A 23,356-nucleotide genomic window follows, 5' to 3' on the forward strand; every position below is an offset into this window, starting at 1 on the left:
TCAAGGCCTCCAGCGCAGGAAATTGGTGATCAGGGCGAGGCCCAGCGCCTGGCTCTTCTCTGGGTGGAACTGCGTGCCGACGAGATTGTCGCGGGCGACGGCCGCCGTTACCGGGCCGCCATAGTCGGCGACCGCCAGTACCTCGTCGGGCTGGCGCGCATCGAGATGATAGGAATGGACGAAATAGGCGTGCAGGCCGGTTGCCCCGGTTGGAACGCCGGAGAACAGCGGATGCTTGCGCATCAGCTCGATCGTGTTCCAGCCGATCTGCGGGATCTTCAGTGCCGGATCGGCCGGCGTGATCTCTTTCACGTCACCTGATATCCAGCCAAAGCCATCGGTGATCGTCTTTTCGAGACCGCGCTGAGACATCAGCTGCATGCCGACGCAGATGCCGAGGAAGGGACGTCCCTTGGCAATGGCGACTTCCTCGACCGCTTCCCACATGCCGGGCACGGCACGCAGGCCGGCCGCGCAATCGGCATAGGCGCCGACACCAGGCAGCACGATACGGTCGGCCGTGCGCACCCGCTCGGCGTCGGCCGTCAGGTCGATGCCGGCGGCGATGCCCGCCTCGCGCGCAGCGCGCTCGAAGGCCTTGGTGGCCGAGCGCAAATTGCCCGATCCGTAATCGATGATCGCAACGCGCATGTCAGCGTCTTCCCGGAATGTGGGTCAGCCCAAGCGCCATGCCCGGCTGCGCCGGGCGCGCCAGGGCGGCGTCCGGCACCATGCGCGGCGCGGGCTCGGCTTCATCCGCATGCCGCTCGGCCTCCAGGGCAAAGCGCGAATCGGCATCATCGAGCCAACCGGCTTCGACCACCCCCCATTCGCGCCAGCCGCGGCGGCGGAGCGCCGCGATGCGCAGCGCCTGCCCTTCCAGGCCGACATAGAGCGAGACCAGCAGGGACAGCAGCGAGCCGGCCCACCCAAGACCGAGCTTTTCGCCAAGCACCGAAAGCACCGCCATGACAATGAAGGTGAGTGCCGCTTCGATCCACAGCCGATGCCAGGCGAACCACAGCGGCGGCACCAGCAGGCCGAGCCAGGTGAAGCCGTCGCGGACAAGGGCCGTCGCATCGGCCTTTTCGCCAAGGCCGGGCGGTTCCATCACGACATAGCTGGCCATGACGCTATCCCTTCAAAGATCCCTTGGTGGAGGGAACAGCGTCCGGCTGGCGCGGATCGCGTTCCAGCGCCGCCCGCAGCGCACGCGCCACCGCCTTGAAACAGGTTTCGGCGATGTGGTGATTGTTGGCGCCATAGTGATTGGCGACATGCAGCGTGATGCCGGCGTTTTGCGCCAGCGCCTGGAAGAACTCGCGCACGAGTTCGGTGTCGAAGGTGCCGATCTTGGGCGAGGAAAACGAAACGTTCCACACCAGGAAGGGACGGCCGGAGACGTCGATCGCCGCGCGCGTCAGCGTCTCGTCCATGGCAAGATCGATCGAGGCATAGCGCATGATGCCGCGCCGCTCGCCCAGCGCCTTGGCCAGCGCCTGCCCAAGCGCGATGCCGGTGTCCTCGACGGTGTGGTGGTCGTCTATGTGCAGGTCGCCCTTGGCCCGAACGGTCATGTCGATCAGCGAATGGCGCGAAAGCTGGTCGAGCATATGATCGAAGAAGCCGACGCCGGTCACGATGTCCGATTTGCCGGAGCCGTCGACATGGACCGACACGGCAATGTCGGTTTCCCTGGTCTTGCGGCTGATTTCGGCGGAACGGGGCGGCATGACCTTGTCCTTGTCCGTGAGTTTAGGCGCTTCAGGCGTTCGCCTGCTTGAAAACGAAAGCCTTCTAGCAGCATGATCCGGCGATTGCCAGTTGCCATCCAGGCCGGTATCGAGCGTTTGCAATCACCGCCCCCATGCATACATATGGGCCGATCAAAGTCACTCGTACCGCGCCAATCGCCTTTTAGGGATGACGCGAATCGGAGCAGCAAATGTCCAATGAACTGACCATGCACGCCACGACCATCGTGACGGTGCGCAAGGGCAACAAGGTGGTGATCGCCGGCGACGGCCAGGTCAGCCTTGGCCAGACCATCATGAAGGGCAACGCCAGGAAAGTGCGCCGCATCGGCAAGGGCGGCAACGTGATCGCCGGTTTCGCCGGCGCGACCGCCGACGCCTTCACGCTTCTGGAGCGGCTCGAAGCCAAGCTCGAACAATATCCCGACCAGTTGACGCGCGCCTGCGTGGAACTCGCCAAGGACTGGCGCACCGATCGCTATCTGCGCCGGCTGGAAGCGATGATGCTGGTGGCCGACAAGTCGGTCTCGCTGGCGCTGACCGGCACCGGCGACGTGCTCGAGCCCGAGCATGGCGTCATGGCCATCGGTTCAGGCGGCAACTATGCGTTGGCTGCGGCCCGCGCCCTGATGGACACAGACAAGGACGCCGAGGAGATCGCGCGAAAGGCGATGCAGATCGCCTCCGACATCTGCGTTTACACCAACAACAATTTCGTCGTCGAAACACTCGATGCCGGCTGACCGGCCGGCGACCATGATCCTGATCCGAAGAACCGCGTAAGAGATCATGGCCAAACAAGACGATAGCTATGATTTTCGGCCGGTGACCACGAAAGACCTGCCGATGATCGCCGGCTGGCTCGCCGAACCGCATGTCGCTGAGTGGTGGGACGACCCGGAGACGGAAATCGCCGAGATTCGCGATCATATCGACTCGATTTCGGTCGAGCCGCTGATCGTTGAACTCGACGGCAAGCCGATCGCCTATCTGCAGAGCTACGATCCGCATCTGGAGGACGACCATCCCTATGCCGACCAGCCATTCGGGACGCTCGGCATCGACCTGTCGATCGGCCGACCGGAGCTGGTCGGCATCGGCCATGGCTCGGCGATCGTGCGCCAGTTCATCGAGCAGTTGTTCGAGGAGGGCGTGCCGCGTGTCATCATCGATCCCGACCCATCCAATGGCCGCGCCATCCGCGCCTATGAAAAGGCGGGATTTCGGGCAATCGATCGCCGGCAATCCAGATATGGCGATGTCGTGCTGATGGCTGTCGACGCAACCGACACGCAACATGGCGACGCGCAAGAGAGGTAATGGGGCATGGACGCATCGGGTCACGACAGGCTGGTCTCGGCCTATGAAGACAGCTGGCGCATGGGACTGCTGCTCGTCCTTGGCCTGCTCATCTTCCAGGCCGGAGCCCTCTACGGCATGGGGCACCCGCCGATCTGTACTTGTGGCTATGTGAAGCTCTGGCACGGCGTGGTGAACAGTTCCGAGAATTCCCAGCATATATCGGACTGGTACACGTTCTCGCACATCATCCACGGCTTCCTGTTCTATGCGCTGGCCAGGTTCCTGTTTCCGCGTTCGCCGGTCGGCTTGCGGCTGGCTTTCGCCGTCTTCATCGAGGGCGGCTGGGAGCTGATCGAGAACAGCCCGTTCATCATAGAGCGCTACCGCGCCGGCACCATCTCGCTCGACTATTACGGCGACAGCATCATCAATTCGGTGTCGGACACGCTGGCCATGGTGCTGGGATTTGTGATGGCGCGAAGGCTACCTATATGGGTGATCGTCAGCCTCGCCATCCTCTTCGAACTGGGCACCGGCTACCTTATCCGGGACAATCTGACACTCAACGTGATCATGCTGCTGCATCCGTTCGAGGCCATCAAGCAGTGGCAAAGTGGAATTTAGTGATATGAGCACATTTTCTCCCCGCGAAATCGTTTCGGAACTCGACCGTTTCATCATCGGCCAGAAGGACGCCAAGCGCGCCGTGGCCATCGCCTTGCGCAACCGCTGGCGCCGCCAGCAGCTGGAAGGGCAGATGCGCGAAGAAGTGATGCCGAAGAACATCCTGATGATCGGGCCGACCGGCGTCGGCAAGACCGAAATCTCGCGCCGCCTGGCGCGGCTGGCCGGCGCGCCCTTCGTCAAGGTCGAGGCAACCAAATTTACCGAGGTCGGCTATGTCGGCCGCGATGTCGAGCAGATCGTGCGCGACCTCGTCGAGGTCGCCATCGGCCTGGTGCGCGAGAAGATGCGTGAGGACGTCAAGGCGCGCGCCCATGTCAACGCCGAGGAACGCGTGCTGGAGGCGCTGGTCGGCAAGACTGCCAGCCCTGCCACGCGCGATTCCTTCCGCAAGAGGCTACGCGAGGGCGAACTCGACGACAAGGAGATCGAGATCGAGGTGGCCGATACCGGCAATGGCGGCATGCCCGGCTTCGAGATTCCCGGCATGCCGGGCGCCAATATCGGCGTGCTCAACATCAACGACATGCTGTCGAAGGCGATGGGCGGCAAGAAGACCAAATTGCGCAAGACGACGGTAAAGGAATCCTACGACCTGCTGGTCAACGACGAGTCCGACAAGCTGCTCGACCAGGACGAGGTGGTGCGCCGGGCGCTGGACGCTGCGGAAAATGACGGCATCGTCTTCCTCGACGAGATCGACAAGATCGCGGCCCGGTCGGATATTTCGGGCGGGCCTTCGCGTGAGGGCGTGCAGCGCGACCTGCTGCCGCTGGTCGAGGGCACGACGGTGGCGACCAAATATGGGCCGTTGAAGACGGATCACATCCTGTTCATCGCATCGGGTGCGTTCCACGTCTCGAAGCCGTCCGACCTGTTACCAGAGCTGCAGGGCCGCCTGCCGATCCGCGTCGAATTGCGCGCGCTGGAGAAAGAGGATTTCGTCCGCATCCTGACCGAGACGGAAGCGAGCCTCATCAAGCAGTATATCGCGCTGATGAAGACCGAAGGCGTCGACCTGACCTTCACCGACGACGCCATCGATTCGCTCGCCGGCATCGCCGTCGATCTTAACGCCAGCGTCGAGAATATCGGCGCAAGGCGGTTGCAGACGGTAATGGAGCGCGTGCTGGACGATATCTCCTACGACGCGCCGGACCGCAACGGCACTGCGGTGACCATCGACGCAGCCTATGTGGAGAAGCATGTCGGCGACCTGTCGAGGAACACCGATCTGTCGCGCTTCATTCTTTGAGCAGGCGCGCCGGATCGTTCCGGCGCCTGTCGGGCGAATGGATCATGTGTGGCCGGATGGTATCATTCGGCCACCTTTCGTTCTGCCGAGCGCAGGGCCGCTCTCGACTCGACCAAGAGCTTTACCTAGTTTGCGCGGCAATTCTCTAGGCGGCGGGCGCATGAAAAAACTGATCCTGGTCATTCTCGGCTTGACGCTGGCGGCAACGATGTTCGGCGCCGACGCGGCGACCATGGTGCCGCCGGGGAACCGCAATGCCGAGCAGCCCGGCATTCCGGGAGCCTCAAGCCGGCGCACGCAGGCCACCAACACCACGTTCCAGGCGAAGTACCGCAAGGTCTATGCGCTGCTGCAGAACGACGCCGACCTGCGCGGCAAGATCAAGAAGGCGGCAAGCGTCTACGGCATCGATCCAATGCACATTGTCGGCGCCATCGTCGGCGAGCACACCTACAATGTCGACGCCTACGACCGGCTGCAGACCTACTACGTCAAGGCGATCTCCTATCTCTCCAGCAAGCTGTCCTTCGCCTATGACGGCGAGGACATCACGGATTTCGTGCAGCGGCCGGAATTCAGGAAATGCACTGGGATGTCCGACAGTTACGATTTGTGGGAATGCCGCGAGCAGGTGTGGAACCGTTCATTTCGCGGCAAGACCGTCGGCGGCGAGGATTTCCCCAACGACCGCTTCGGCGCCACTTTCTTCCAGCCCTACTATGCCGGCCAGACCTTTGGTCTCGGCCAGCTCAATCCGCTGACCGCGCTCCAGATGAGCGATCTCGTGCACAAGGTTTCCGGCCTGCCGAAGCTCGACGTCGGCGATCCCAATGCGGTCTACAAGACCATCATGGATCCCGACCTCACGCTGCCCTACGTTGCCGCGACGATCCGGAAATCGATCGACGCCTATAAGAGCATCGCCGGCTTCGACATTTCGGGCAATCCGGGCCTCACCGCCACGCTCTACAATGTCGGCAATCCCGAGCAACGCGCCTATGCGCTGAAGGCGGAGAACGACAAGCGCAGCGCCGCCGGCGAGCCTGTGAAGCTGCCGGAAGAGAATTATTACGGCTGGCTGGTCAATGACAAACTGCCGGAGCTGAAGGCGCTGTTTTAGGGAGCTCAGGCGCGCTGACGTTGATTTGCCAACGCCTGCGCCGCAGACCCTGACAGTTGCCGTTGCGTCCTACGCCGCCAGCAGCGATTTCAATTTCACCGCCTGCGAACCGAGCGCTTCCGGCGCGGGCTTCGCCCGTTTGCCGATCAGCATTTCAGCCAACCGGATGTCGCGGGCGACGGCATTGCCGGGGCCGATGCCGCTGGCGGCCACCAGCCTGCCGTCCTCGGCAAGGTGAAAGAGGATGAAGGCGCCCTCGCCGAGATCGCGGCGCACCGTGCTGCGGCCCTCGTCGGAGAGCCCCGCGATCTGCAGGGACAGGCCATACTGATCCGACCAGAACCACGGCACCGCCGCATGTGCCTCTGCGGCGCCCAGCATGTTCTTTGCCGCCAGCGCGCCCTGCTCCTGCGCATTGCGCCAGGCCTCCAGCCGCACGCGGCGGCCGCCATAGACGGCAAGCGGGAACGAGCAGCAGTCGCCGGCAGCGAAGATGTCGGGGTCGCTGCTGCGCAGTTCGGCATCGACCGATATGCCGTTGTCGATGGCCAGTCCTGCTTCGGCGGCAAGCGCCGTCACCGGCACGGCGCCGATGCCGATGATGGCGAGATCGGCGGCTATTTCGCGGCCGCCGGCAAGCGCGATGCGCACTTGCCTGCCGTCGTCGGCGATCGAGGCAATGCCTTCGCCGCATGTTATGTCGACACCTTCGGCGACGTGGGCGTCATGGACGACCTTGGCGATCTCGGCCGGTACACCGCGCATCAGGATACGCGGCTGCGCCTCGATGACGGTGACCGCAGCACCGAGCTTGCGGGCCGCCGCCGCGAGCTCGAGCCCTATGAAGCCGCCGCCGACGATCGCGATGCGGCTACCAGCCTTGAGGTGGGCGCGGATGGCCAGCGCATCGGCGAAGGTGCGGAGGTAGACGCAGCGCCCATCAAGGCCAGGCATCGACAGTTTGCGGGGCGTCGAGCCGGTCGCCAGCAGCAGCTTGTCGTAGGGCAGAACCGAACCGTCCGACAGGCGCACAGTATGCGCGGCGCGATCGATCGCTGAAGCCTGAACGGAATGGATATGCCGGATCGACTTTTCGGCGAGGATCTCATCGCTTGCGATCGCCCTGATCTCGGGCGCGCCGCCGGCCATTGCGTCCTTGGACAGAGGCGGCCGTTCATAGGGCAGATGCGGCTCGTCGCCGACCAGCGTCACCGGTCCCTCATAGCCGAGATCCCGCAATGCAAGCGCTGCCCGGCCGCCGCATTCGCCAGCGCCGATGACAACCATTCCCCGCGTCATGCCGGTCATCCGATCTGAACGAGGATGCTGCCGGCGTCGACCTTGACCGGATAGGTCCTGAGATTGATGCAGGCCGGCGCGCCTTTGGCCTGGCCTGTCTTGTAGTTGAAGCGGCCATTGTGCTTGGGGCATTCGATGATGTCGTCCATGACAAGCCCGTCGGCGAGATGCACCTTTTCATGCGTGCACAGGCCGTCGGTGGCGAAATACTCGTCATCGGGGCTGCGATAGATGGCGTAGCTGCGGCCGCCGTGATCGAACCGCATCACGTCTTCCTCGTCGATGTCTCCCACGGCACAGGCCTCGACCCAGTCGCTCATACATTTCTCCCGCAAAATTTCCCGATGGCGCCTCACGGGCGGATGTCACTCCGCCGCGGCGTTGAAGGCAGCATTGTCGTTGTGCAGATCTTCGCGGTACGGCCTGGCCGTCGGCGGCAGCTCGCGCTTGAGGAAATAATCCTCGTTGCGCAACTGGCGCCAGAAGACAGGCAGCATCTCGCGATAGCCGGCCAGGATCGACGGCGTCGGCGCGGGCAAATCGTGCTTGATCAGTTCATGCAGCTTCGGCAGCGCATGGTAAGGCACCATCGGGAACATATGATGCTCGACGTGGTAGTTCATGTTCCAATAGATGAAACGGCTGACCGGGTTCATATAGACGGTGCGGCTGTTCAGCCGATGGTCGGTAACGTTGTCGGCAAGGCCGCCATGCTGCAGCAGGCCGACCATGACGTGGTGCCAGGCGCCATAGAGCCTGGGCAGACCGACCAGCATCAAGGGCAGGAACGAGCCGGTATAGAGCGCCAGCGCGATGGTTGCGGCATAGATCGCGGTCCAGATGCGGGCGATGCGGATCGCCTTCGGCTGTTCCTGCTCGGGAATAAAGGTCTTTTCGGCCGCGCTGATGTTGCCGGCGGCGTTGCGCAGCATGTCTGACATCGCATGCCAGGCGTCGAGCACGCCGACAAAGCCGAGGATGGCGCGCACCAGGTCGGGCGGCCGCATGACCGAGATTTCCGGGTCGCGGCCGACGATGATGGTGTCGGTGTGATGGCGCGTGTGGCTCCAGCGCCAGGTCACCGGGTTGCGCATGATCATGAAGCAGGCGACCTGATAGACCACATCATTCATCCACTGCGTGCGGAAGGCCGTGCCATGGCCGCATTCGTGCCAGCGGGAATCGGTGGACGAGCCGTAGAGCACACCATAGGCGAAGAAGAACGGCACGCACCACCAGGTTCCCCAGAACCAGGCACCGCCGGCGCCGCTGACGATGAGCGCGGCGGTCCAGATCGCCGTGTCGCGGATCGCGGGCGCGTCGGAGCGCTGCATCAGCTCCTTCATCTGCTTGCGGGGAATGTCGGTGTGATACCATTCGGCCGCCGACAGGCCGGTCTCGACGGCCAGCCTGGCGTCGCGGCCGATCAGGCTGTAGTCACGCCGGGACGGCGCAGCATGCATGGTTGCCTCCCTCGGCAAAGGCATCCGCCGCGCGAATGCCCGACATTTCCTGACTTCGAGGCTGAAAATAACGCTAGCTCATGATAGACTCAACATCATAAAGATAGTTTCTATCATTTCCTATCATCAAGATGTAGGAAAGACGCGCAGTCGAATGAGGACAGACATGGCGAAACGGCCGACGATCACCGATCTGGCGCGCATCTCCGGCGTCAGCGTTGCCACGGTGGACCGCGTGCTCAACAGCCGCCTGCCGGTGCGCGAGGAAACGGCCCGCCGCGTCTATGACGCCGCGACCGAGATCGGCTATCACGCGGCGGGGCTGATCAAACAGCGCATGCGTCAGGAATTGCCCGAGTATCGACTGGGCTTTCTGCTGCTTCGGGGCAATGACGTTTTCTATGGCGATTTCGCGCGGGAACTCGAACTGGCGGTGGCACAATCGCAGCGCTTCCGTGGCGTCGCAACCATCGATTTCGCCACTTCCCTGGCCCCCGATGAGATCGCCGCCCAGATGCGCAGGCTGGCGGCGAAATCGCGGGCCATCGCCGTGGTCGGCCCTGACCATCCGACGCTGACGGCGGTCGTGGAGGCGCTAAAGGCCAAGGGGCAGCCGGTCTTCTCCCTGCTGTCCGACTTCGCTGCCGGCATCCGCGAGGGCTATGTCGGCCTCGACAACCGCAAGGTCGGCCGCACCGCCGCCTGGATGATCTCGAAGGCTGCGAGGAAGCCCGGCAAGGTCGCCCTTTTTGTCGGCAGCCATCGCTTCCACGGCCATGAGCTGCGTGAGATCGGTTTCCGCTCCTTCTTTCGCGAGCATGCGCCGGACTTCAACGTGCTTGAGACGCTGGTCAATCTGGAGGCCAACCAGGTGACCCATGATGCGATGATCGATCTTCTGGCGCGATATCCGGATCTTGTCGGCTGCTACGTCGCCGGCGGCGGCATGGAAGGCGCTGTCTCGGCGCTGCGGACAGCGAAGCCCGCCGACATGCCTGTGGTTGTCTGCAACGAGATATCAGCCGAATCGCGCGCCGCGCTTGCCGACAACATCCTGACGATGGTGATCTCGACGCCCCTTGCCGCGCTCTGTCGCGAGCTCGTCGATCGGATGGCGCATGCCATCGAAACCGGCGCGGCCAATGCGCCGGGCCAGACGTTCCTCCCCTTCGACATCTATTTGCCGGAAAACATCTGAAGCCATTTCAGGAATGCGTGCAGCGGTTTTCCGTCCAGGTCGCGTCAGGACGGAGGTAGAGCGTTTCCATGAAACGATAAAATGCCCGGGCAGCCCGGTCTGCCGCAAACCGGCCGCCTGAAATGATAGAATCCATCAGAGACGGCCGAAAATCGCACGCCCAGATTCGGAATCTCCCTTGACGTCCCGTTCCGAAATGGAATAAATATTTCACTGGCTGTACATTTTGGTTCTTTCGTTCCGAGAACATCTGGTTCGGGGCAGGCAGTTCGGCGGTCCAGCCGGTGATGAACCGCCCTGGGACGAAATGATATCAGGGAGAGATTCCCCGGGGAGACCGGGGATTCCGGATAGATCGGTGCGACCGGACACCCAAAGTGGAGGAGAGATACAATGAAGAAAATAATTTTGGGCGTCGCCTTCGCGGCGCTGATGAGTTCGTCCGCCATGGCCGCCAAGATCGGCGTCTCGATGGCCAAGTTCGACGACAATTTCCTCACTGTGCTGCGCAACGGCATGATCGAGCAGGCCAAGGGCATGAGCGGCGTGGAGTTGCAGGTCGAGGACGCGCAGAACGACGTCGCCAAACAGCTCGACCAGATCAAGAACTTCGCCGCATCGGGCGTCGACGCCATCATCGTCAATCCGGTCGACACCTCTGCCACGCAGGCGATGTCGGATGCCGCGGCCGCCGCCAAGATCCCGCTGGTCTATGTCAACCGCGAGCCTGTCAACGTCGACACGCTGCCTGACAACCAGGCCTTCGTCGCTTCGAACGAGGCCGATTCCGGCACGCTTGAAACCAAGGAAGCCTGCCGCCTGTTCAAGGAAGCCGGCAAGAAGGAAGCCAATGTCTACGTGATCATGGGCGAGCTTTCCAACCAGGCGGCCGTGCAGCGCACCAAGGACATCGAAGAGGTGATCGCGACGCCGGATTGCAGCTTCATCAAGATCATCGACAAGCAGACGTCTAACTGGAACCGCGACGAGGCCCAGAACCTGATGACCAACTGGCTGTCGACCGGCAAGCCGTTTGACGGCGTCATCGCCAACAATGACGAAAGCGCCATCGGCGCCATCCAGGCGATGAAGGCCGCCAATATCGACATGAAGACGGTTGTCGTTGGCGGCGTCGACGCCACGCAGGACGCGCTTGCGGCCATGCAGGCAGGCGACCTCGACGTCACCGTGTTCCAGGACGCGGCCGGCCAGGGCGCCGGTGCGCTCGACGCGGCACTGAAACTGTCCAAGGGCGAGAAGGTCGAACACAAGGTCTACGTGCCCTTCCAACTGGTGACGCCGGCCAACATCGACAAGTTCCTGAAGAAGAACTGAGCGGCGGAACGGTTCACCCCGGGGCGGTGCTCAAGACCGGGCGCCGCCCCACCTCTCAGCGCTTTCAGGCGCCAGGAGCGGCCGCGGCTGACGGAGGATAGACGATTGGCACAGACATCGCATGGCGTCGGCGGGGTCAGCTATGATGCAAAGAAGCGCATATGGCCGGCGGAATTCAACGTCTTCCTGGCGCTCGTCATTCTTGTCGTCATCTTCGAATTGATCGGCCGTGTCTTTCTCGGCGACAGCTTCCTGTTCAACACCCGCAGCAATGTCGGCGGCCTCTTCAACGAGGCGCGGCTACAGATCATCATCCTGCAAGTGTCGATTGTCGGCATCATCGCCATCGGCGTGACGCAGGTGATCATATCGGGCGGCATCGACCTGTCCTCGGGTTCGATCGTCGGCGCCACCGCGATGATCGCCATGAGCTTCGCGCAGGTGGCGACCGTCAACGGCAACCCCAATCCCAAGGCGATGTTCCTGGCGCAGGGCTGGACCGACCTGCCCGTCATCGTGCCGCTGCTGGTCGCCATCGGCTGCGGGCTGCTCGCCGGCCTGGTCAACGGCGCCTTGATCGCCTACACGCGCATTCCGCCCTTCATCGCCACGCTCGGCATGATGGTGACCGCGCGCGGCATCGCCAAATGGTGGTCCAAGGGCCAGCCTATCTCGTTTCCCACCGACAGTTTCGCCGCGATCGGCAAGGGCCTGATGCCCGTCATCATCTTCCTGTCGCTCGCCGTGCTTTTCCAACTGATCATGACCTACACACGATACGGCAAGCATTGCTACGCCATCGGCTCCAACGAGGACGCCGCACGCATGTCCGGCATCAAGATCGCCAACCACAAGATCCTGGTCTATGTCATCGCCGGCATACTCGCATCGCTCGCCGCGGTGGTGCTCTCTTCCAAGAACCTCACCGCCCAGGCCGGCATGGGCGTGATGTACGAACTCGACGCCATCGCCATGGCGGTCATCGGCGGCGTATCGCTGTCGGGCGGACGCGGCTCGATCGTCGGCACGGTGATCGGCGCTCTGATCTTCGGCGTCATCATCTCCGGCTTCACCTTCCTGCGCCTCGACGCCTACTACCAGGAGATGGTCAAGGGTGTGATCATCGTCGGCGCCGTCGTTCTCGATCAGTGGCGCCAGCGCCTGCGGGCATTGAGGGCTTGACCATGTCAGACATCGTCCTGAAGACCGAAAACCTGACCAAGCGCTATGGCGGCGTGCAGGCGCTGGAAGGCGCGAATTTCGAACTGCGCAAGGGCGAACACGTCGCCATCATGGGCGACAACGGCGCAGGCAAGTCGACCTTCGTGCGCCAGATCACCGCCGTCGAGCAACCGACCAGCGGCCAGATCTGGTTCGACGGCAAGCAAGTCAATTTTTCGGGCCCTATCGAGGCGCGCGAGGCCGGCATCGAGACCGTGTTCCAGAATCTGGCGCTGGCCGACGATCTCGACGTGCCGTCGAACCTGTTCCTGGGCCGCGAAAAAGTACTGTTCAATCTGGGACCGTTTTCGATCCTGGACCGCTGGGGGATGCGCAAGGCGACCGAAGCCGCGCTGGTGCGCACGGCGGTGAAAATCCCCAACCTGTCGAACACCATCCGCCATATGTCGGGCGGCCAGCGGCAGTGCGTGGCGATCGCCAGGACCGCGACCTTCGCCTCCAAGCTGATCATCATGGACGAGCCGACGGCAGCACTCGGCGTGCAGGAGACCGCGCAGGTGGAGAACATCATCCGCACGCTAAAGGACAATGGCGAGCCGCTGATCCTGATCAGCCACAATATGCGCCAGGTGTTCGACCTTTGCGACCGCATCGTCGTATTCCGGCGCGGCCGCATCGTCGCCAATCTACGCAAGGAGAACACCGACGGAAACGATATTGTTTCCTACATCACCGGCGCCAAGACCGGAGAGGCCGAACTCGCGGCCTAGGCCGGGCGCGGAGGCGGCGGTCATCGCCTCCCTGTCGATCTCGTCTTGACCGGAAAATCAGCCGCGCGCATGACCGGCGCCTCGCCAGCTTCGAACCATCCCCAGAGGAAATTCCATGACTCTCCGCTTCGCCCTCCTCGGTGCCGGCCGCATCGGCAAGGTCCACGCCCGCGCCGTCGGCTCCAATCCGCAGGCCGAACTGGTCGCCGTTGCCGACGCTTTCGAAAAGGCGGCGAGCGAACTCGCCACGGCCTATGGCGCCGAGGTGCGCACGATCGATGCCATCGAGAAATCCGGGGATATCGACGCGGTCGTCATCTGCACGCCGACGGACACCCATGCCGACCTGATCGAGCGCTTCGCCAGGGCCGGCAAGGCGATCTTCTGCGAGAAGCCGATCGACCTCGACGTCAAGCGCGTCGAGCAGTGCCTCGCCGTGGTCGAGAAGACCAAGGCGACGCTGATGGTCGGCTTCAACAGGCGCTTCGACCCGCATTTCGCCGCGGTACGCAAGGCGATCGATGACGGCGCTATCGGCACGGTCGAGATGGTGACCATCACGTCGCGCGATCCGGGCGCGCCGCCGATCGACTACATCGCGCGCTCCGGAGGCATTTTTCGTGACATGACCATCCATGATTTCGACATGGCACGCTTCCTGCTCGGCGAAGAGCCGGTGGCGGTCAGCGCGCATGCCTCGGTGCTGGTCGACAAACAAATCGGCGAGGCCGGCGATTTCGACTCGGTCAGCGTCATCCTGGAAACCGCGTCGGGCAAGCAGGCCGTCATCTCCAATTCGCGCCGCGCCACCTATGGCTACGACCAGCGCATCGAGGTGCATGGCTCGAAAGGCATGGTGGCGGCCGAGAACCAGCGGCCGGTCTCGATAGAACTGGCCAATGAGAAGGGCTATACGCGCCCGCCGCTGCACGATTTCTTCATGACCCGCTATCTCGATGCCTATGCCATCGAGATAGCATCCTTCATCGCCGCCGCGACCTCGGGCAAGAAGGCAGCACCGAGCGGGACGGACGGACTCATCGCACTTCGGCTGGCGGATGCGGCGCTGAAATCGGCGACATCAGGCCAGACCGTCCGCCTCGACAAGTAACGACTTAAAGCACAGGAGCAGAGCGATGAGCGCATCAGCCGGTCGCAATTCACAAACGCGCGCCATCGTCACCGGCGGCGCACAAGGCATAGGCTTCGCGGTCGCCGAGGCATTGGCGGAAGAAGGCTGCCGGGCGCTGGCGCTGATCGGCCGCTCGCAGGAGAAGGGCGACAAGGCTGTCGCCACGCTCAAGAAGTCGGGCGTCGATGCTATCTTCATCAGCGCGGACGTCTCCAAGGTGGCCGATTGCAAGCGCGCCGTCGCCACCGCGCTTTCGCATTTCGGCACCATCAATGCGCTGGTCAACGCCGCCGCCACGTCGGCGCGCGGCTCGCTGGTGGAGACCAGCGAGGAGCTCTTCGACACCATCTTCGACACCAATGTGCGAGGCCCATTCTTCCTGATGCAGGGCGTGGTGACGCATCTGCTTGAGAAAAAGGGCCCCGGATCGATCGTCAACGTGCTGTCGATGTCGGCGCATACCGGTCAGTCGTTCCTGACGCCCTATTCGACCAGCAAGGGCGCGCTGATGACGTTGACCAAGAATGTCGCCAACGCTTATCGCTTCAATCGCATCCGCTGCAACGCCGTGCTGCCCGGCTGGATGGACACCGAGGGCGAGGATATCGTGCAGAAGAAATGGCATGACGCACCCGACGACTGGCTCGAGAAGGCCGAGGCCGCACAGCCGATGGGGCAGTTGGTGAAGCCGGACCAGCTTGCCCGGCTGATCAGCTACATGGTCAGCCCGCAATCCGGCGTGATGACCGGCTCGCTGGTCGACTACGACCAGAGCGTCGCCGGCGCGTCGCCGGAATAGCGGCATAACATCGCCGAAAGGCCCACCGCGTCGCGGGGGTTCGGCATATCCTGAAATGGCTCTCATCAGGGTACGTGACAAAGGCCGCCGCTTCGACTATATGAGCCGCATGATCCACCTGACCGCCACCTATTGGTACTTTAGCAGCTCGCTGGCGGCGGGAGGATTGCGCTCGATCTGAAGATTGCAGCAAACAGTCCGACAAGCCGCCAGACCTGGCGGCTTTTTTGTTTCAGCCGGCAGGTCTTCTCTAAATCAAAGAGGAGCAGGAAGCCGTGTTGACCACCACAGACGACCTTCGGGTCAAGGAACTGAGACTGCTGAGCACGCCGGAAGAGGTGATGCGGGAGATACCGCGCTCACTCACGGCGACGCGCACCGTTGCCGCCTCGCGCAACACCATCCACTCAATCCTGACGGGGGCTGACGACCGACTTGTTGTCATCGTCGGCCCTTGTTCCATCCACGATCCGGTCGCGGCCGTTGACTATGCCAGCCGTCTGGCGGCGCTGCGCGAGGCTCTGTCCGACCGGCTCGAGATCGTGATGCGAGTCTATTTCGAAAAGCCGCGCACGACGGTCGGCTGGAAGGGCCTGATCAACGATCCCGACCTCGACGGCAGCTTCAACATCGACAAGGGGCTGCGGATGGCGCGCAACGTGCTGTCCGCCGTCAACAATCTCGGCCTGCCGGCGGCAACGGAATTCCTCGACATGACCACGCCGCAATATATTGCCGACCTCGTCGCCTGGGGCGCCATCGGCGCGCGCACCACGGAGAGCCAGATCCACCGGGAATTGGCTTCGGGCCTGTCCTGCCCGGTCGGCTTCAAGAACGGCACCGACGGCAATCTCAGGATTGCCGCTGAGGCGGTGAAGTCCGCCGCGCAGCCGCATCATTTCATGGCGGTGACCAAGGGCGGACGCAGCGCCATCGCGGCAACGACCGGAAACGAGGATTGCCATGTCATCCTGCGCGGCGGCGTCCAGCCCAATTACGATGCAGCAAGCGTCGAAGCCGCATCGGTCGAACTCGCCCGCATCGGTATCGCGCCCCGCCTGATGATCGATGTCAGCCATGCCAACTCAGCCAAGAAGCCGGAGAACCAGCCCAAGGTCGCGGCCGACGTGGCAGGACAGGTCGCGGCGGGGGATGCGCGCATCATCGGCGTCATGATCGAGAGCAATCTCGTCGCCGGCCGGCAGGATGTCGTGCCCGGCAAGCCGCTCGTCTACGGCCAGAGCATCACCGACGGCTGCATCGACTGGGCGACCACCGAGACGGTATTGCATGGCCTTGCCGGCGCCGTGGAATGGCGCCGATCGGCGCGCCGCGCCTCGATGGAGAGCCGGCAGGGCGCCGCCTGATCTGGTAGGAGCAAAAGGGCGGCGTTTCCGGTTTCGGCCCGGGACCACGCCGCCCTTAGACCCCGCAGCCCTCCACCTCCTTGCATGCCACCGATCCGCATGTTACATACTGAACCACATGGTTCAGTATTCTCCGACCCGCCTGGACGCCTCGTTTGCCGCGCTTTCGGACGCCACCCGACGCGGGGTTCTGGAGCAACTCGGCCGTGCGGATGCTTCGATCACGGACCTGGCGCAGAAATTCCACATGACCCTCACGGGCATGAAGAAGCATGTCGGCGTCCTGGAGCAGGCGGGGTTCGTCACCACGCAGAAGGTCGGGCGCGTGCGGACCTGCAAGCTCGGCCTGCGCCGCCTGGAAGAGGAGGCGGCATGGATCGAGAGATACCGCCAGCTCTGGGCCGCACGCTTCGACGAGCTGGACAAGGTTGTCGAGGAAATGAAACGGAAGGAGGAAGCCGATGGACAAAACAAGAGCGAATGAGCCCACCCCCATGCAGAACCGCACGACGGTGGAACGGACGTCCGACCGGGAGCTGGTCGTTACGCGAAGCTTCGACGCGCCGGCGCGCATCGTGTTCGAGGCGTGGACCAAGCCCGAGCTGTTCAAGCGCTGGTGGGTGCCGAAGTCGATGGGCATGTTCCTGCGTTCCTGCGAGATGGATGTTCGTGTGGGAGGCGGGTACCGTTTGGTGTTCGGGCATGATGACTCGCAGCCTGCCGAGTTCTTCGGCAGGTATCTCGAAGTGACACCGCATTCGCGCCTCGTCTGGACCAATGACGAAGGCGGTGACGGTGGGCCCGTCACCACGGTGACCTTCGAGGAAAAAGGCGGCAGGACGCTGCTGGTCATGCGCGAGCTCTATCCCTCGAAGGAAGCCCTCGACGCCGGCGCCGGGGCGGCGGATGCGATGTCCGAGCAATTCGAGCAGCTGGACGAGCTTCTCGCCACGCTGTAGGACGCCGCCTGATCCGGCCGGCGCCAGAAGGGCGCCAGTTCGGTCCAGCCCGTGACTACGCCGCCCTCACGCCCTCCCATGCTGTGAATACGGAGACGGCGAAGAGCAGCAGCCCGGCCGCCCGGCCGGCAAGGATGGTCGCTCGCGGATTTGCGATCAGCAGCTTGCGGCTGCGGCCGGCTGATATTGCGAGCCCGCCATAGATCGCGGCCTGCGTAAGCACGGTCAGCAGGCCCATCACCGTCGCCTGCATCCAGATCGGGCCGTAGTCCGGCTTCAGGAACTGCGGGTAGACGGCAAGCACGAAGAGATAGGCCTTCGGGTTGATCAGGCAGGTCACAAGGCCTTGGCGAAACGCCTTCCATGCCGAGCGGCTGCCAGCGGGCCCGTCGTGACCGACAGTGATGGAGCTGCGCATCAGCGTGACGCCGATGAAGGCCATGTAGGCCGCGCCGGCAATCAGCAGCGGCTTGAACAGGATCGGCATGAAATGCATCAGCAGGCCGACGCCGATCGCGCCGTTCAGCGTGTGCACCATGCCGCCGACCATGATGCCGCCGGTCGCGGCAAGGCCCCTGTCGCGCCCGCCGGTCAGCGCATTGGCCAGCACGAACAGCATGTCCATGCCCGGAACGGCGATGATGCCGAACAGGAGGATAAAGAACAGCCAGAGATTTTCAGCGTAGCCCATGTCAGTTGCCTGTTGTCCCGCTCGCCCCAGCCGCGACGAAACCTGTTGATTTTCAAACCGATAGGCAGTCCTATAGGCTGGCCCAACTGACGATGGTGTGTCAGTTGTGATCGGTACCGGGTCAGAAAAATGCGCAAGGCGTCACGCCTGTTCGAGATCATCCAGATCCTGCGGCTGGCGCGGCAGCCGGTGACTGCGGCAATGATCGCCGCGCAGTTGGAAGTGACGATCCGCTCGATCTATCGCGACATCGCAGCGCTTCAGGCGATGCGCGTGCCGATCGAGGGCGGGCGCGGCATCGGCTATGTCTTGCGTCCCGGCTTCGACCTGCCGCCGCTGATGTTCTCGATCGAGGAGATGGAGGCGATCGTGCTGTCGCTCGCCCTGCTGGAACGCATGGGCGACGACGAGCTCAAGCAGGCGGCCAAGCGCGTCGGCGCCAAGATCGCCGGCGCCGTACCGCCCCCTTTGCGCCAGACGCTCGACGCCAATGCGCTGCATGCGTGGGGGTTCGCCGCGCCCTCCGCAGGTGCGATCGATCTGGCGCTGGTGCGCCGCGCCATACGCGACGAGGAGAAGCTCGACCTCTCCTATCGCGACGAGCTTGGCCGCGCTTCCGAGCGTCTCATCCGCCCCATCGCGCTGATCTATTACGCCGAAACCGCCAACATTGTCGCCTGGTGCGAGCTGCGCCAGGCGATCCGCAATTTCCGCAGCGACCGCATCGAGGATTGCCAGCCGACAGGACTGCGCTTCAAGGGCGAAGGGGACCGGTTGCGGCAGATCTGGGTCAGTGGATGGGAAGTCAATGCAGCGGCCGCCGGCTAAACCGACCAGCGCAGCGGACCTACCTTACCTCCACCCAGCGCTTCTCCTCGAAGGATCGCGCCATCGCATGCACGGTGCGCTCGATCTCCAGCCCTTCGGCGAATTCGATCAGCCGCGCCGGTCTGCCGGCAAGCCGCATCAGCAGTTCATGGCATTCGATGATCTTGAGATCGTTGAAGCCGAGGCTATGCCCGGGTGCGGGCACGAACAAATCATAAGGCTTGTGCTGCGGCGCCACCAGGATGGTGCGATAGCCCTGTTCGGTCGGGCGGTCCGATGTGAGGTAGAGTTGGAACTCGTTCATCCGCTCCTGGTCGAACAGGATCGAGCCCTTGGAGCCGAAGATCTGGACGGCGATGCGCCCCTTGCGGCCCCAGGCCGAGCGGTTGACCTGCAAAGTGCCGGCGACACCGTTCTCCAGATGCATCAGCACGCTGGCGATGTCGTAAGTTTCGACCGCGCGGCGGCCGCCGGCGGCCAGCTTGCGGTCGGCATAGGGCCTGGCCATGTCGCAGATGACGCTGGCGACGCGGCCGAACAGGGCTGACACCAGCGACAGCGGGTGCACGGCAAAATCGTCGAGCGCACCGTAGCCGGAGGCGGCCTCGTGCTTCCAGAAGAACAGCGCCTCGGGATCGGCCATGAAATCCTCGTCCATCTCGATGCGCAGATGGTTGACCTTGCCGATGATCTTTTCGTCGAGCAGCGCGCCGATATGGCGGATGGCCGGGCTCTGGATGTAGTTGTAGCCGAGCGCCGCCACCTTGCCGGATTTCTTCGCTGCTTCCGCCATTGCCTCGGCTTCGGCGAAGCTCGGCGCCATCGGCTTTTCGCACCACAAATGCTTGCCGGCCTGAAGCACCGCGATGGCCATTTCCGGATGGAACTGGTTGGGCGTGGTCAGCGAGACGACATCCACTTCGGGATCCTCGACGACGGCGCGCCAGTCACCGGACGCCCTGGCGAAACCGAACTCGCCGGCCTTGCGCCTGGCGAGATCCTCATTGACCTCGCCGAGATGGACAAGCCGTGGCTTGGTGTCGTCGGGAAAGACGGCGCCGACGGCGCTCCACGCAATGGCGTGGCACTTGCCCATGAACCCCGTGCCGATGAGACCGACGCCGACCATTTTCCGTTTCTCCACTGTCATAGACGCTGCGTGGATGAATTAGTCCATTTTTGTTCGGAATGGAATGTCTGCCTCATTTTTTATGGTGTTCTTGCGCAGCCTCGCTATGATGGGGCAGAGAGGACGCTTCACCGATGAGCTTGGACGGGCCGACGATGGACGAACGGGTACCTCGCGACTTCGAGACGCTGCGCGCCACGATCCTCGATCGGCGCGAAAGCCTGCCCAAGCGCATCGCCCAGATCGCCGCCTATGCGCTCGACAATCCCGACGATATCGCCTTCGGCACCGCCGCCAGCATCGCGGCCTCGGCCGGCGTGCAGCCCTCGACGCTGATCCGCTTTGCCCAGCAGCTCGGTTTTGACGGCTTCACCAGCCTCCAGCAGGTGTTTCGCGAGCGGCTGCGCGAGCGCAACTCCTCCTATGACGAACGGTTGCAGGCGCTGCGCGCCAAGGCGGAGGGCGGCGCCGGCCACCGGGCGATCTTCGACGGTTTTGTCGCCGCCGCCAGCACCTCGCTCAACGACATTTCGCGCACGCTGGACGACGCGCACCTGGAAGAAGCGATTTCCCTGCTGGCCAAGGCGCAGACCATCTATGTGCTGGCCAAGCGGCGCTCCTATCCGGTGGCGTCCTACATCGCCTATGCGCTGGGCAAGTTGAAGATCCGCAACCAGCTGATCGAATCGGCCGCCGGCCTCAACGCCGAGATGGTCAGCTTTGCGACGCCGGCGGACGCCGTCGTCGCCATCTCCTTCTCACCCTATGCGCCGGCCACGATCGAGGAGGCGCGCACGATTTCGGAACAGGGCGTGCCGATCATTGCCATCACCGACAGCTCGTTCTCACCGCTTGCCCAGTTCGCCAGCGTCTGGTTCGAGGTTGCCGAGGCGGATTTCGCCGGCTTCCGCTCGCTATCGGCGACGATGGCGTTGGCCATGGCGCTGACCGTTGGCGTCGGCGAGAAGCGGCGCAACACCGGCAAAGGGCGTAAGGCCTGAGTGGCTGGCAAAAAGGCGATTCTGGCTCGGGGAATGCTCATTCCATATTGACTATGGATTGGAATTATTATTTCATATTTTTCGGCGCCACGCTGCCGCTCGCGCGTGTACCCCAACACAACAAGCCCGACGGGAGGTTCCAATGAGCGAAGCCGTGGACGCGAAATACGCTGCGCTCGACGTCATCACCATCGGTCGCGCTTCCGTCGACCTCTATGGCCAGCAGATCGGCTCGCGGCTGGAGGACATCACCTCCTTCGCCAAGTCGGTCGGCGGCTGCCCGGCCAATATCTCGGTCGGCACGGCGCGGCTCGGCCTGCGTTCGGCGCTGCTGACGCGCGTCGGTGACGAGCAGATGGGCCGCTTCATCCGCGAACAATTGAAGCGCGAAGGCGTCAACACCGACGGGCTGAAAACCGACAAGGAGCGGTTGACCGCATTGGTGCTGCTTTCGGTGGAGAGCGAAGGCGTCTCGCCGATGATCTTCTACCGCTCCGACTGCGCCGACATGGCGCTGGCTGAGGAGGACATTGACGAGGCGTTTATTTCCTCGGCTCGCGCGATCGTCGTCACCGGCACGCATTTTTCCCGCCCCAACAGCGATGCCGCCCAGCGCAAGGCGATCCGCATCATGAAGGCCAAGGGAGGCAAGGTCGTGTTCGACATCGACTACCGGCCGAACCTCTGGGGCCTGGCCGGCCACGCCGAGGGCTTCGAGCGCTACGTCAAATCCGACCGCGTCTCGGCGCAGTTGAAGACGGTGCTGCCCGATTGCGACCTCGTCGTGGGTACCGAGGAAGAGATCATGATCGCCTCGGGCGCCGACGACTGCCTGAGCGCGCTGCAGACGATCCGTTCGCTGTCCTCGGCCACCATCGTGCTCAAGCGCGGCGCCATGGGTTGCATCGTCTATGACGGGCCGATCAGCGACGATCTCGAGGACGGCGTGGTCGGCAAGGGTTTTCCCATCGAGATCTACAACGTGCTCGGCGCCGGCGATGCCTTCATGTCGGGCTTCCTGCGCGGCTGGCTGGGCGGCGAAAGCCTTGCCACGGCGGCGACCTGGGCCAATGCCTGCGGTGCCTTCGCCGTGTCGCGGCTGTTGTGCGCGCCGGAATATCCGACCTTCGAGGAATTGCAGTTCTTCCTCGAGCACGGCAGCAGGCATCTGGCCTTGCGCAAGGACGAGGCGATCAACCACATCCATTGGGCAACGACGCGCCGGCACGACATTCCCTCGCTGATGGCGTTCGCCTGCGACCACCGGGTGCAGCTCGAGGACGTGGCGGCCAAGACCGGCGCTGACGCGTCGCGCATCGAGGATTTCAAGGTGCTGACGGTGAAAGCGGCGGCCAAGGTCGCCGCCGGGCGCGACGGCTACGGCATGCTGCTCGACGAGAGACATGGCCGCGAGGCGATGTTCGAATTCGCCCGGCATCCCTTCGCCTGGCTCGGGCGGCCGGTGGAACTGCCGGGCTCGCGGCCGCTGCGTTTCGAATTCTCGCAGGACATCGGCTCCCAGCTTATCGAATGGCCGGTCGACCACTGCATCAAATGCCTGTGCTTCTATCACCCCGACGATCCACCGGACCTGAAGGAGGAACAGCAGCAGAAATTACGCGCTCTGTTCGAGGCCGCGCGGAAAGTGGGGAGAGAGCTTCTCATCGAGATCATCGCAGGCAAGCACGGCAAGCTCGACGACACGACCATCCCGCGTGCGCTGGAAGAACTCTATGCGCTCGGCATCAAGCCGGATTGGTGGAAGCTCGAACCGCAGGCGTCTAGCGGCGCGTGGACGAAGATCGAGGCCGTGATCCTGAAGAACGACCCCTGGTGCCGCGGCGTCGTACTGCTCGGCCTGGAGGCCCCGCAGGACGAATTGGAGGCCGCCTTCGCAGCGACGGCCAAGGCGCCTATCGTCAAGGGTTTTGCGGTCGGCCGCACCATCTTCATCAACGCCGCCGAACAATGGCTTTCCGGCAGGATGTCGGACGACGAAGCGATTGCCGACATGGCATCGCGCTTCGAGCAGCTGACCGAGGCATGGCTTGCCGCGCGCGGCCGTAAAGCAGCATAAGAACGGGCACA

Annotated in this window: 26 protein-coding genes; 18 read left to right on the plus strand and 8 right to left on the minus strand. The window is 63.5% G+C overall.

Going from position 1 to position 23,356, the window contains the following annotated elements:
- From hisH to hisB, 3 genes are read right to left on the minus strand one after another with little or no spacing between them, the layout of a single operon-like run.
- On the minus strand, positions 1–651 hold the full coding sequence (gene hisH / locus LB551_RS25535) for an imidazole glycerol phosphate synthase subunit HisH (RefSeq protein ID WP_224660924.1): 651 nt from the start codon (positions 649–651) through the stop codon (positions 1–3).
- 1 nt (position 652) lies between these two features.
- Positions 653–1,129, minus strand: a complete 477-nt coding sequence (locus tag LB551_RS25540) for a DUF2628 domain-containing protein (RefSeq protein WP_224660925.1) — start codon at positions 1,127–1,129, stop codon at positions 653–655.
- A 4-nt stretch (positions 1,130–1,133) separates the two neighbouring features.
- Entirely contained in the window at positions 1,134–1,733 is a 600-nt protein-coding gene (gene hisB, locus LB551_RS25545) for an imidazoleglycerol-phosphate dehydratase HisB (RefSeq protein WP_224660926.1), read from the minus strand.
- Between the two features lie 212 nt (positions 1,734–1,945).
- Here hisB and hslV point away from each other — a divergent pair, with 212 nt between their 5' ends.
- The 5 genes from hslV (at position 1,946) to LB551_RS25570 (ending at position 6,115) form a co-directional block, all read left to right on the plus strand.
- Positions 1,946–2,497: an ATP-dependent protease subunit HslV gene (hslV, locus tag LB551_RS25550; RefSeq protein WP_140531019.1), complete on the plus strand. Its 552-nt coding sequence runs from the start codon at positions 1,946–1,948 to the stop codon at positions 2,495–2,497.
- A gap of 46 nt (positions 2,498–2,543) precedes the next feature.
- Positions 2,544–3,074 carry a GNAT family N-acetyltransferase gene (locus LB551_RS25555; protein WP_224660927.1) on the plus strand — a complete coding sequence of 177 codons (531 nt, stop codon included), beginning with the start codon at positions 2,544–2,546 and terminating at the stop codon, positions 3,072–3,074.
- Between the two features lie 6 nt (positions 3,075–3,080).
- On the plus strand, positions 3,081–3,680 hold the full coding sequence (locus LB551_RS25560; protein ID WP_224556403.1) for a DUF2585 domain-containing protein: 600 nt from the start codon (positions 3,081–3,083) through the stop codon (positions 3,678–3,680).
- Positions 3,681–3,684: 4 nt separating this feature from the next.
- Positions 3,685–4,995: an ATP-dependent protease ATPase subunit HslU gene (hslU, locus tag LB551_RS25565; RefSeq protein WP_224660928.1), complete on the plus strand. Its 1,311-nt coding sequence runs from the start codon at positions 3,685–3,687 to the stop codon at positions 4,993–4,995.
- A 160-nt stretch (positions 4,996–5,155) separates the two neighbouring features.
- On the plus strand, positions 5,156–6,115 hold the full coding sequence (locus LB551_RS25570; RefSeq protein ID WP_224626112.1) for a DUF1402 family protein: 960 nt from the start codon (positions 5,156–5,158) through the stop codon (positions 6,113–6,115).
- 69 nt (positions 6,116–6,184) lie between these two features.
- Here the strand turns inward: LB551_RS25570 and LB551_RS25575 are convergent, their stop codons facing one another.
- From LB551_RS25575 to LB551_RS25585, 3 genes are read right to left on the minus strand one after another with little or no spacing between them, the layout of a single operon-like run.
- A complete protein-coding gene (locus LB551_RS25575; RefSeq protein ID WP_224660929.1) occupies positions 6,185–7,423 on the minus strand; it encodes an NAD(P)/FAD-dependent oxidoreductase in 1,239 nt (412 codons plus the stop codon).
- Complete coding sequence (locus LB551_RS25580; protein WP_224660930.1) at positions 7,420–7,734, minus strand: MocE family 2Fe-2S type ferredoxin; 315 nt, start codon at positions 7,732–7,734, stop codon at positions 7,420–7,422. The genes LB551_RS25575 and LB551_RS25580 overlap by 4 nt, the downstream gene beginning before the upstream one ends.
- A gap of 45 nt (positions 7,735–7,779) precedes the next feature.
- Positions 7,780–8,877, minus strand: a complete 1,098-nt coding sequence (locus LB551_RS25585) for a fatty acid desaturase family protein (RefSeq protein ID WP_224660931.1) — start codon at positions 8,875–8,877, stop codon at positions 7,780–7,782.
- Between the two features lie 166 nt (positions 8,878–9,043).
- Between LB551_RS25585 and LB551_RS25590 the strand changes: the two genes are divergently transcribed.
- The 10 genes from LB551_RS25590 (at position 9,044) to LB551_RS25630 (ending at position 17,619) form a co-directional block, all read left to right on the plus strand.
- On the plus strand, positions 9,044–10,075 hold the full coding sequence (locus LB551_RS25590; RefSeq protein WP_224660932.1) for a LacI family DNA-binding transcriptional regulator: 1,032 nt from the start codon (positions 9,044–9,046) through the stop codon (positions 10,073–10,075).
- Positions 10,076–10,468: 393 nt separating this feature from the next.
- Positions 10,469–11,410: a sugar ABC transporter substrate-binding protein gene (locus LB551_RS25595; protein ID WP_140550447.1), complete on the plus strand. Its 942-nt coding sequence runs from the start codon at positions 10,469–10,471 to the stop codon at positions 11,408–11,410.
- Between the two features lie 105 nt (positions 11,411–11,515).
- On the plus strand, positions 11,516–12,592 hold the full coding sequence (locus LB551_RS25600; protein WP_224626123.1) for an ABC transporter permease: 1,077 nt from the start codon (positions 11,516–11,518) through the stop codon (positions 12,590–12,592).
- Positions 12,593–12,594: 2 nt separating this feature from the next.
- The gene (locus tag LB551_RS25605) at positions 12,595–13,362 is read left to right on the plus strand and encodes an ATP-binding cassette domain-containing protein (RefSeq protein WP_224660933.1); all 768 of its coding nucleotides are present in this window, start codon (positions 12,595–12,597) and stop codon (positions 13,360–13,362) included.
- 115 nt (positions 13,363–13,477) lie between these two features.
- Entirely contained in the window at positions 13,478–14,473 is a 996-nt protein-coding gene (gene iolG, locus LB551_RS25610; protein WP_224660934.1) for an inositol 2-dehydrogenase, read from the plus strand.
- A 25-nt stretch (positions 14,474–14,498) separates the two neighbouring features.
- Entirely contained in the window at positions 14,499–15,293 is a 795-nt protein-coding gene (locus tag LB551_RS25615) for an SDR family oxidoreductase (protein WP_224660935.1), read from the plus strand.
- Between the two features lie 55 nt (positions 15,294–15,348).
- Complete coding sequence (locus LB551_RS29985; RefSeq protein WP_263496037.1) at positions 15,349–15,474, plus strand: hypothetical protein; 126 nt, start codon at positions 15,349–15,351, stop codon at positions 15,472–15,474.
- A gap of 94 nt (positions 15,475–15,568) precedes the next feature.
- Complete coding sequence (locus tag LB551_RS25620) at positions 15,569–16,660, plus strand: 3-deoxy-7-phosphoheptulonate synthase (protein WP_224660936.1); 1,092 nt, start codon at positions 15,569–15,571, stop codon at positions 16,658–16,660.
- 118 nt (positions 16,661–16,778) lie between these two features.
- On the plus strand, positions 16,779–17,144 hold the full coding sequence (locus tag LB551_RS25625; RefSeq protein ID WP_224626131.1) for an ArsR/SmtB family transcription factor: 366 nt from the start codon (positions 16,779–16,781) through the stop codon (positions 17,142–17,144).
- A complete protein-coding gene (locus LB551_RS25630; RefSeq protein WP_224660937.1) occupies positions 17,122–17,619 on the plus strand; it encodes an SRPBCC family protein in 498 nt (165 codons plus the stop codon). Before LB551_RS25625 ends, LB551_RS25630 begins: the two co-directional genes overlap by 23 nt.
- Before the next feature lie 55 nt (positions 17,620–17,674).
- Here LB551_RS25630 and LB551_RS25635 read toward each other — a convergent pair whose 3' ends face one another.
- Positions 17,675–18,310, minus strand: coding sequence for a LysE family translocator (locus tag LB551_RS25635; protein ID WP_140550454.1), 636 nt, complete (start codon positions 18,308–18,310; stop codon positions 17,675–17,677).
- A gap of 129 nt (positions 18,311–18,439) precedes the next feature.
- On the opposite strand from LB551_RS25635, the gene LB551_RS25640 reads away from it, so the two are divergent.
- The gene (locus LB551_RS25640) at positions 18,440–19,138 is read left to right on the plus strand and encodes a helix-turn-helix transcriptional regulator (protein ID WP_224660938.1); all 699 of its coding nucleotides are present in this window, start codon (positions 18,440–18,442) and stop codon (positions 19,136–19,138) included.
- A gap of 19 nt (positions 19,139–19,157) precedes the next feature.
- On the opposite strand, the gene LB551_RS25645 is transcribed toward LB551_RS25640, so the two are convergent.
- Positions 19,158–20,267, minus strand: a complete 1,110-nt coding sequence (locus LB551_RS25645; RefSeq protein ID WP_224660939.1) for a Gfo/Idh/MocA family protein — start codon at positions 20,265–20,267, stop codon at positions 19,158–19,160.
- A 155-nt stretch (positions 20,268–20,422) separates the two neighbouring features.
- Between LB551_RS25645 and LB551_RS25650 the strand changes: the two genes are divergently transcribed.
- Positions 20,423–21,268 (plus strand): MurR/RpiR family transcriptional regulator, encoded by an 846-nt coding sequence (locus tag LB551_RS25650; RefSeq protein ID WP_181172439.1) that lies wholly within the window; start codon positions 20,423–20,425, stop codon positions 21,266–21,268.
- Positions 21,269–21,410: 142 nt separating this feature from the next.
- Complete coding sequence (locus LB551_RS25655; RefSeq protein ID WP_224660940.1) at positions 21,411–23,345, plus strand: bifunctional 5-dehydro-2-deoxygluconokinase/5-dehydro-2-deoxyphosphogluconate aldolase; 1,935 nt, start codon at positions 21,411–21,413, stop codon at positions 23,343–23,345.
- Positions 23,346–23,356: the final 11 nt, after the last annotated feature.

It is taken from the genome of Mesorhizobium sp. BR1-1-2 (assembly GCF_020165435.1).
In the GTDB taxonomy this organism is placed as follows: Bacteria; Pseudomonadota; Alphaproteobacteria; order Rhizobiales; family Rhizobiaceae; genus Mesorhizobium.

Coding starts and splice junctions, on each gene's coding strand:
- hisH (WP_224660924.1), bottom strand. CDS start 651: ATGCGCGTTGCGATCATCGATTACGGATCGGGCAATTTGCGCTCGGCC.
- LB551_RS25540 (WP_224660925.1), bottom strand. CDS start 1,129: ATGGCCAGCTATGTCGTGATGGAACCGCCCGGCCTTGGCGAAAAGGCC.
- hisB (WP_224660926.1), bottom strand. CDS start 1,733: ATGCCGCCCCGTTCCGCCGAAATCAGCCGCAAGACCAGGGAAACCGAC.
- hslV (WP_140531019.1), top strand. CDS start 1,946: ATGTCCAATGAACTGACCATGCACGCCACGACCATCGTGACGGTGCGC.
- LB551_RS25555 (WP_224660927.1), top strand. CDS start 2,544: ATGGCCAAACAAGACGATAGCTATGATTTTCGGCCGGTGACCACGAAA.
- LB551_RS25560 (WP_224556403.1), top strand. CDS start 3,081: ATGGACGCATCGGGTCACGACAGGCTGGTCTCGGCCTATGAAGACAGC.
- hslU (WP_224660928.1), top strand. CDS start 3,685: ATGAGCACATTTTCTCCCCGCGAAATCGTTTCGGAACTCGACCGTTTC.
- LB551_RS25570 (WP_224626112.1), top strand. CDS start 5,156: ATGAAAAAACTGATCCTGGTCATTCTCGGCTTGACGCTGGCGGCAACG.
- LB551_RS25575 (WP_224660929.1), bottom strand. CDS start 7,423: ATGACCGGCATGACGCGGGGAATGGTTGTCATCGGCGCTGGCGAATGC.
- LB551_RS25580 (WP_224660930.1), bottom strand. CDS start 7,734: ATGAGCGACTGGGTCGAGGCCTGTGCCGTGGGAGACATCGACGAGGAA.
- LB551_RS25585 (WP_224660931.1), bottom strand. CDS start 8,877: ATGCATGCTGCGCCGTCCCGGCGTGACTACAGCCTGATCGGCCGCGAC.
- LB551_RS25590 (WP_224660932.1), top strand. CDS start 9,044: ATGGCGAAACGGCCGACGATCACCGATCTGGCGCGCATCTCCGGCGTC.
- LB551_RS25595 (WP_140550447.1), top strand. CDS start 10,469: ATGAAGAAAATAATTTTGGGCGTCGCCTTCGCGGCGCTGATGAGTTCG.
- LB551_RS25605 (WP_224660933.1), top strand. CDS start 12,595: ATGTCAGACATCGTCCTGAAGACCGAAAACCTGACCAAGCGCTATGGC.
- iolG (WP_224660934.1), top strand. CDS start 13,478: ATGACTCTCCGCTTCGCCCTCCTCGGTGCCGGCCGCATCGGCAAGGTC.
- LB551_RS25615 (WP_224660935.1), top strand. CDS start 14,499: ATGAGCGCATCAGCCGGTCGCAATTCACAAACGCGCGCCATCGTCACC.
- LB551_RS29985 (WP_263496037.1), top strand. CDS start 15,349: ATGGCTCTCATCAGGGTACGTGACAAAGGCCGCCGCTTCGACTATATG.
- LB551_RS25625 (WP_224626131.1), top strand. CDS start 16,779: ATGGTTCAGTATTCTCCGACCCGCCTGGACGCCTCGTTTGCCGCGCTT.
- LB551_RS25630 (WP_224660937.1), top strand. CDS start 17,122: ATGGACAAAACAAGAGCGAATGAGCCCACCCCCATGCAGAACCGCACG.
- LB551_RS25635 (WP_140550454.1), bottom strand. CDS start 18,310: ATGGGCTACGCTGAAAATCTCTGGCTGTTCTTTATCCTCCTGTTCGGC.
- LB551_RS25640 (WP_224660938.1), top strand. CDS start 18,440: ATGCGCAAGGCGTCACGCCTGTTCGAGATCATCCAGATCCTGCGGCTG.
- LB551_RS25645 (WP_224660939.1), bottom strand. CDS start 20,267: ATGGTCGGCGTCGGTCTCATCGGCACGGGGTTCATGGGCAAGTGCCAC.
- LB551_RS25650 (WP_181172439.1), top strand. CDS start 20,423: ATGGACGAACGGGTACCTCGCGACTTCGAGACGCTGCGCGCCACGATC.
- LB551_RS25655 (WP_224660940.1), top strand. CDS start 21,411: ATGAGCGAAGCCGTGGACGCGAAATACGCTGCGCTCGACGTCATCACC.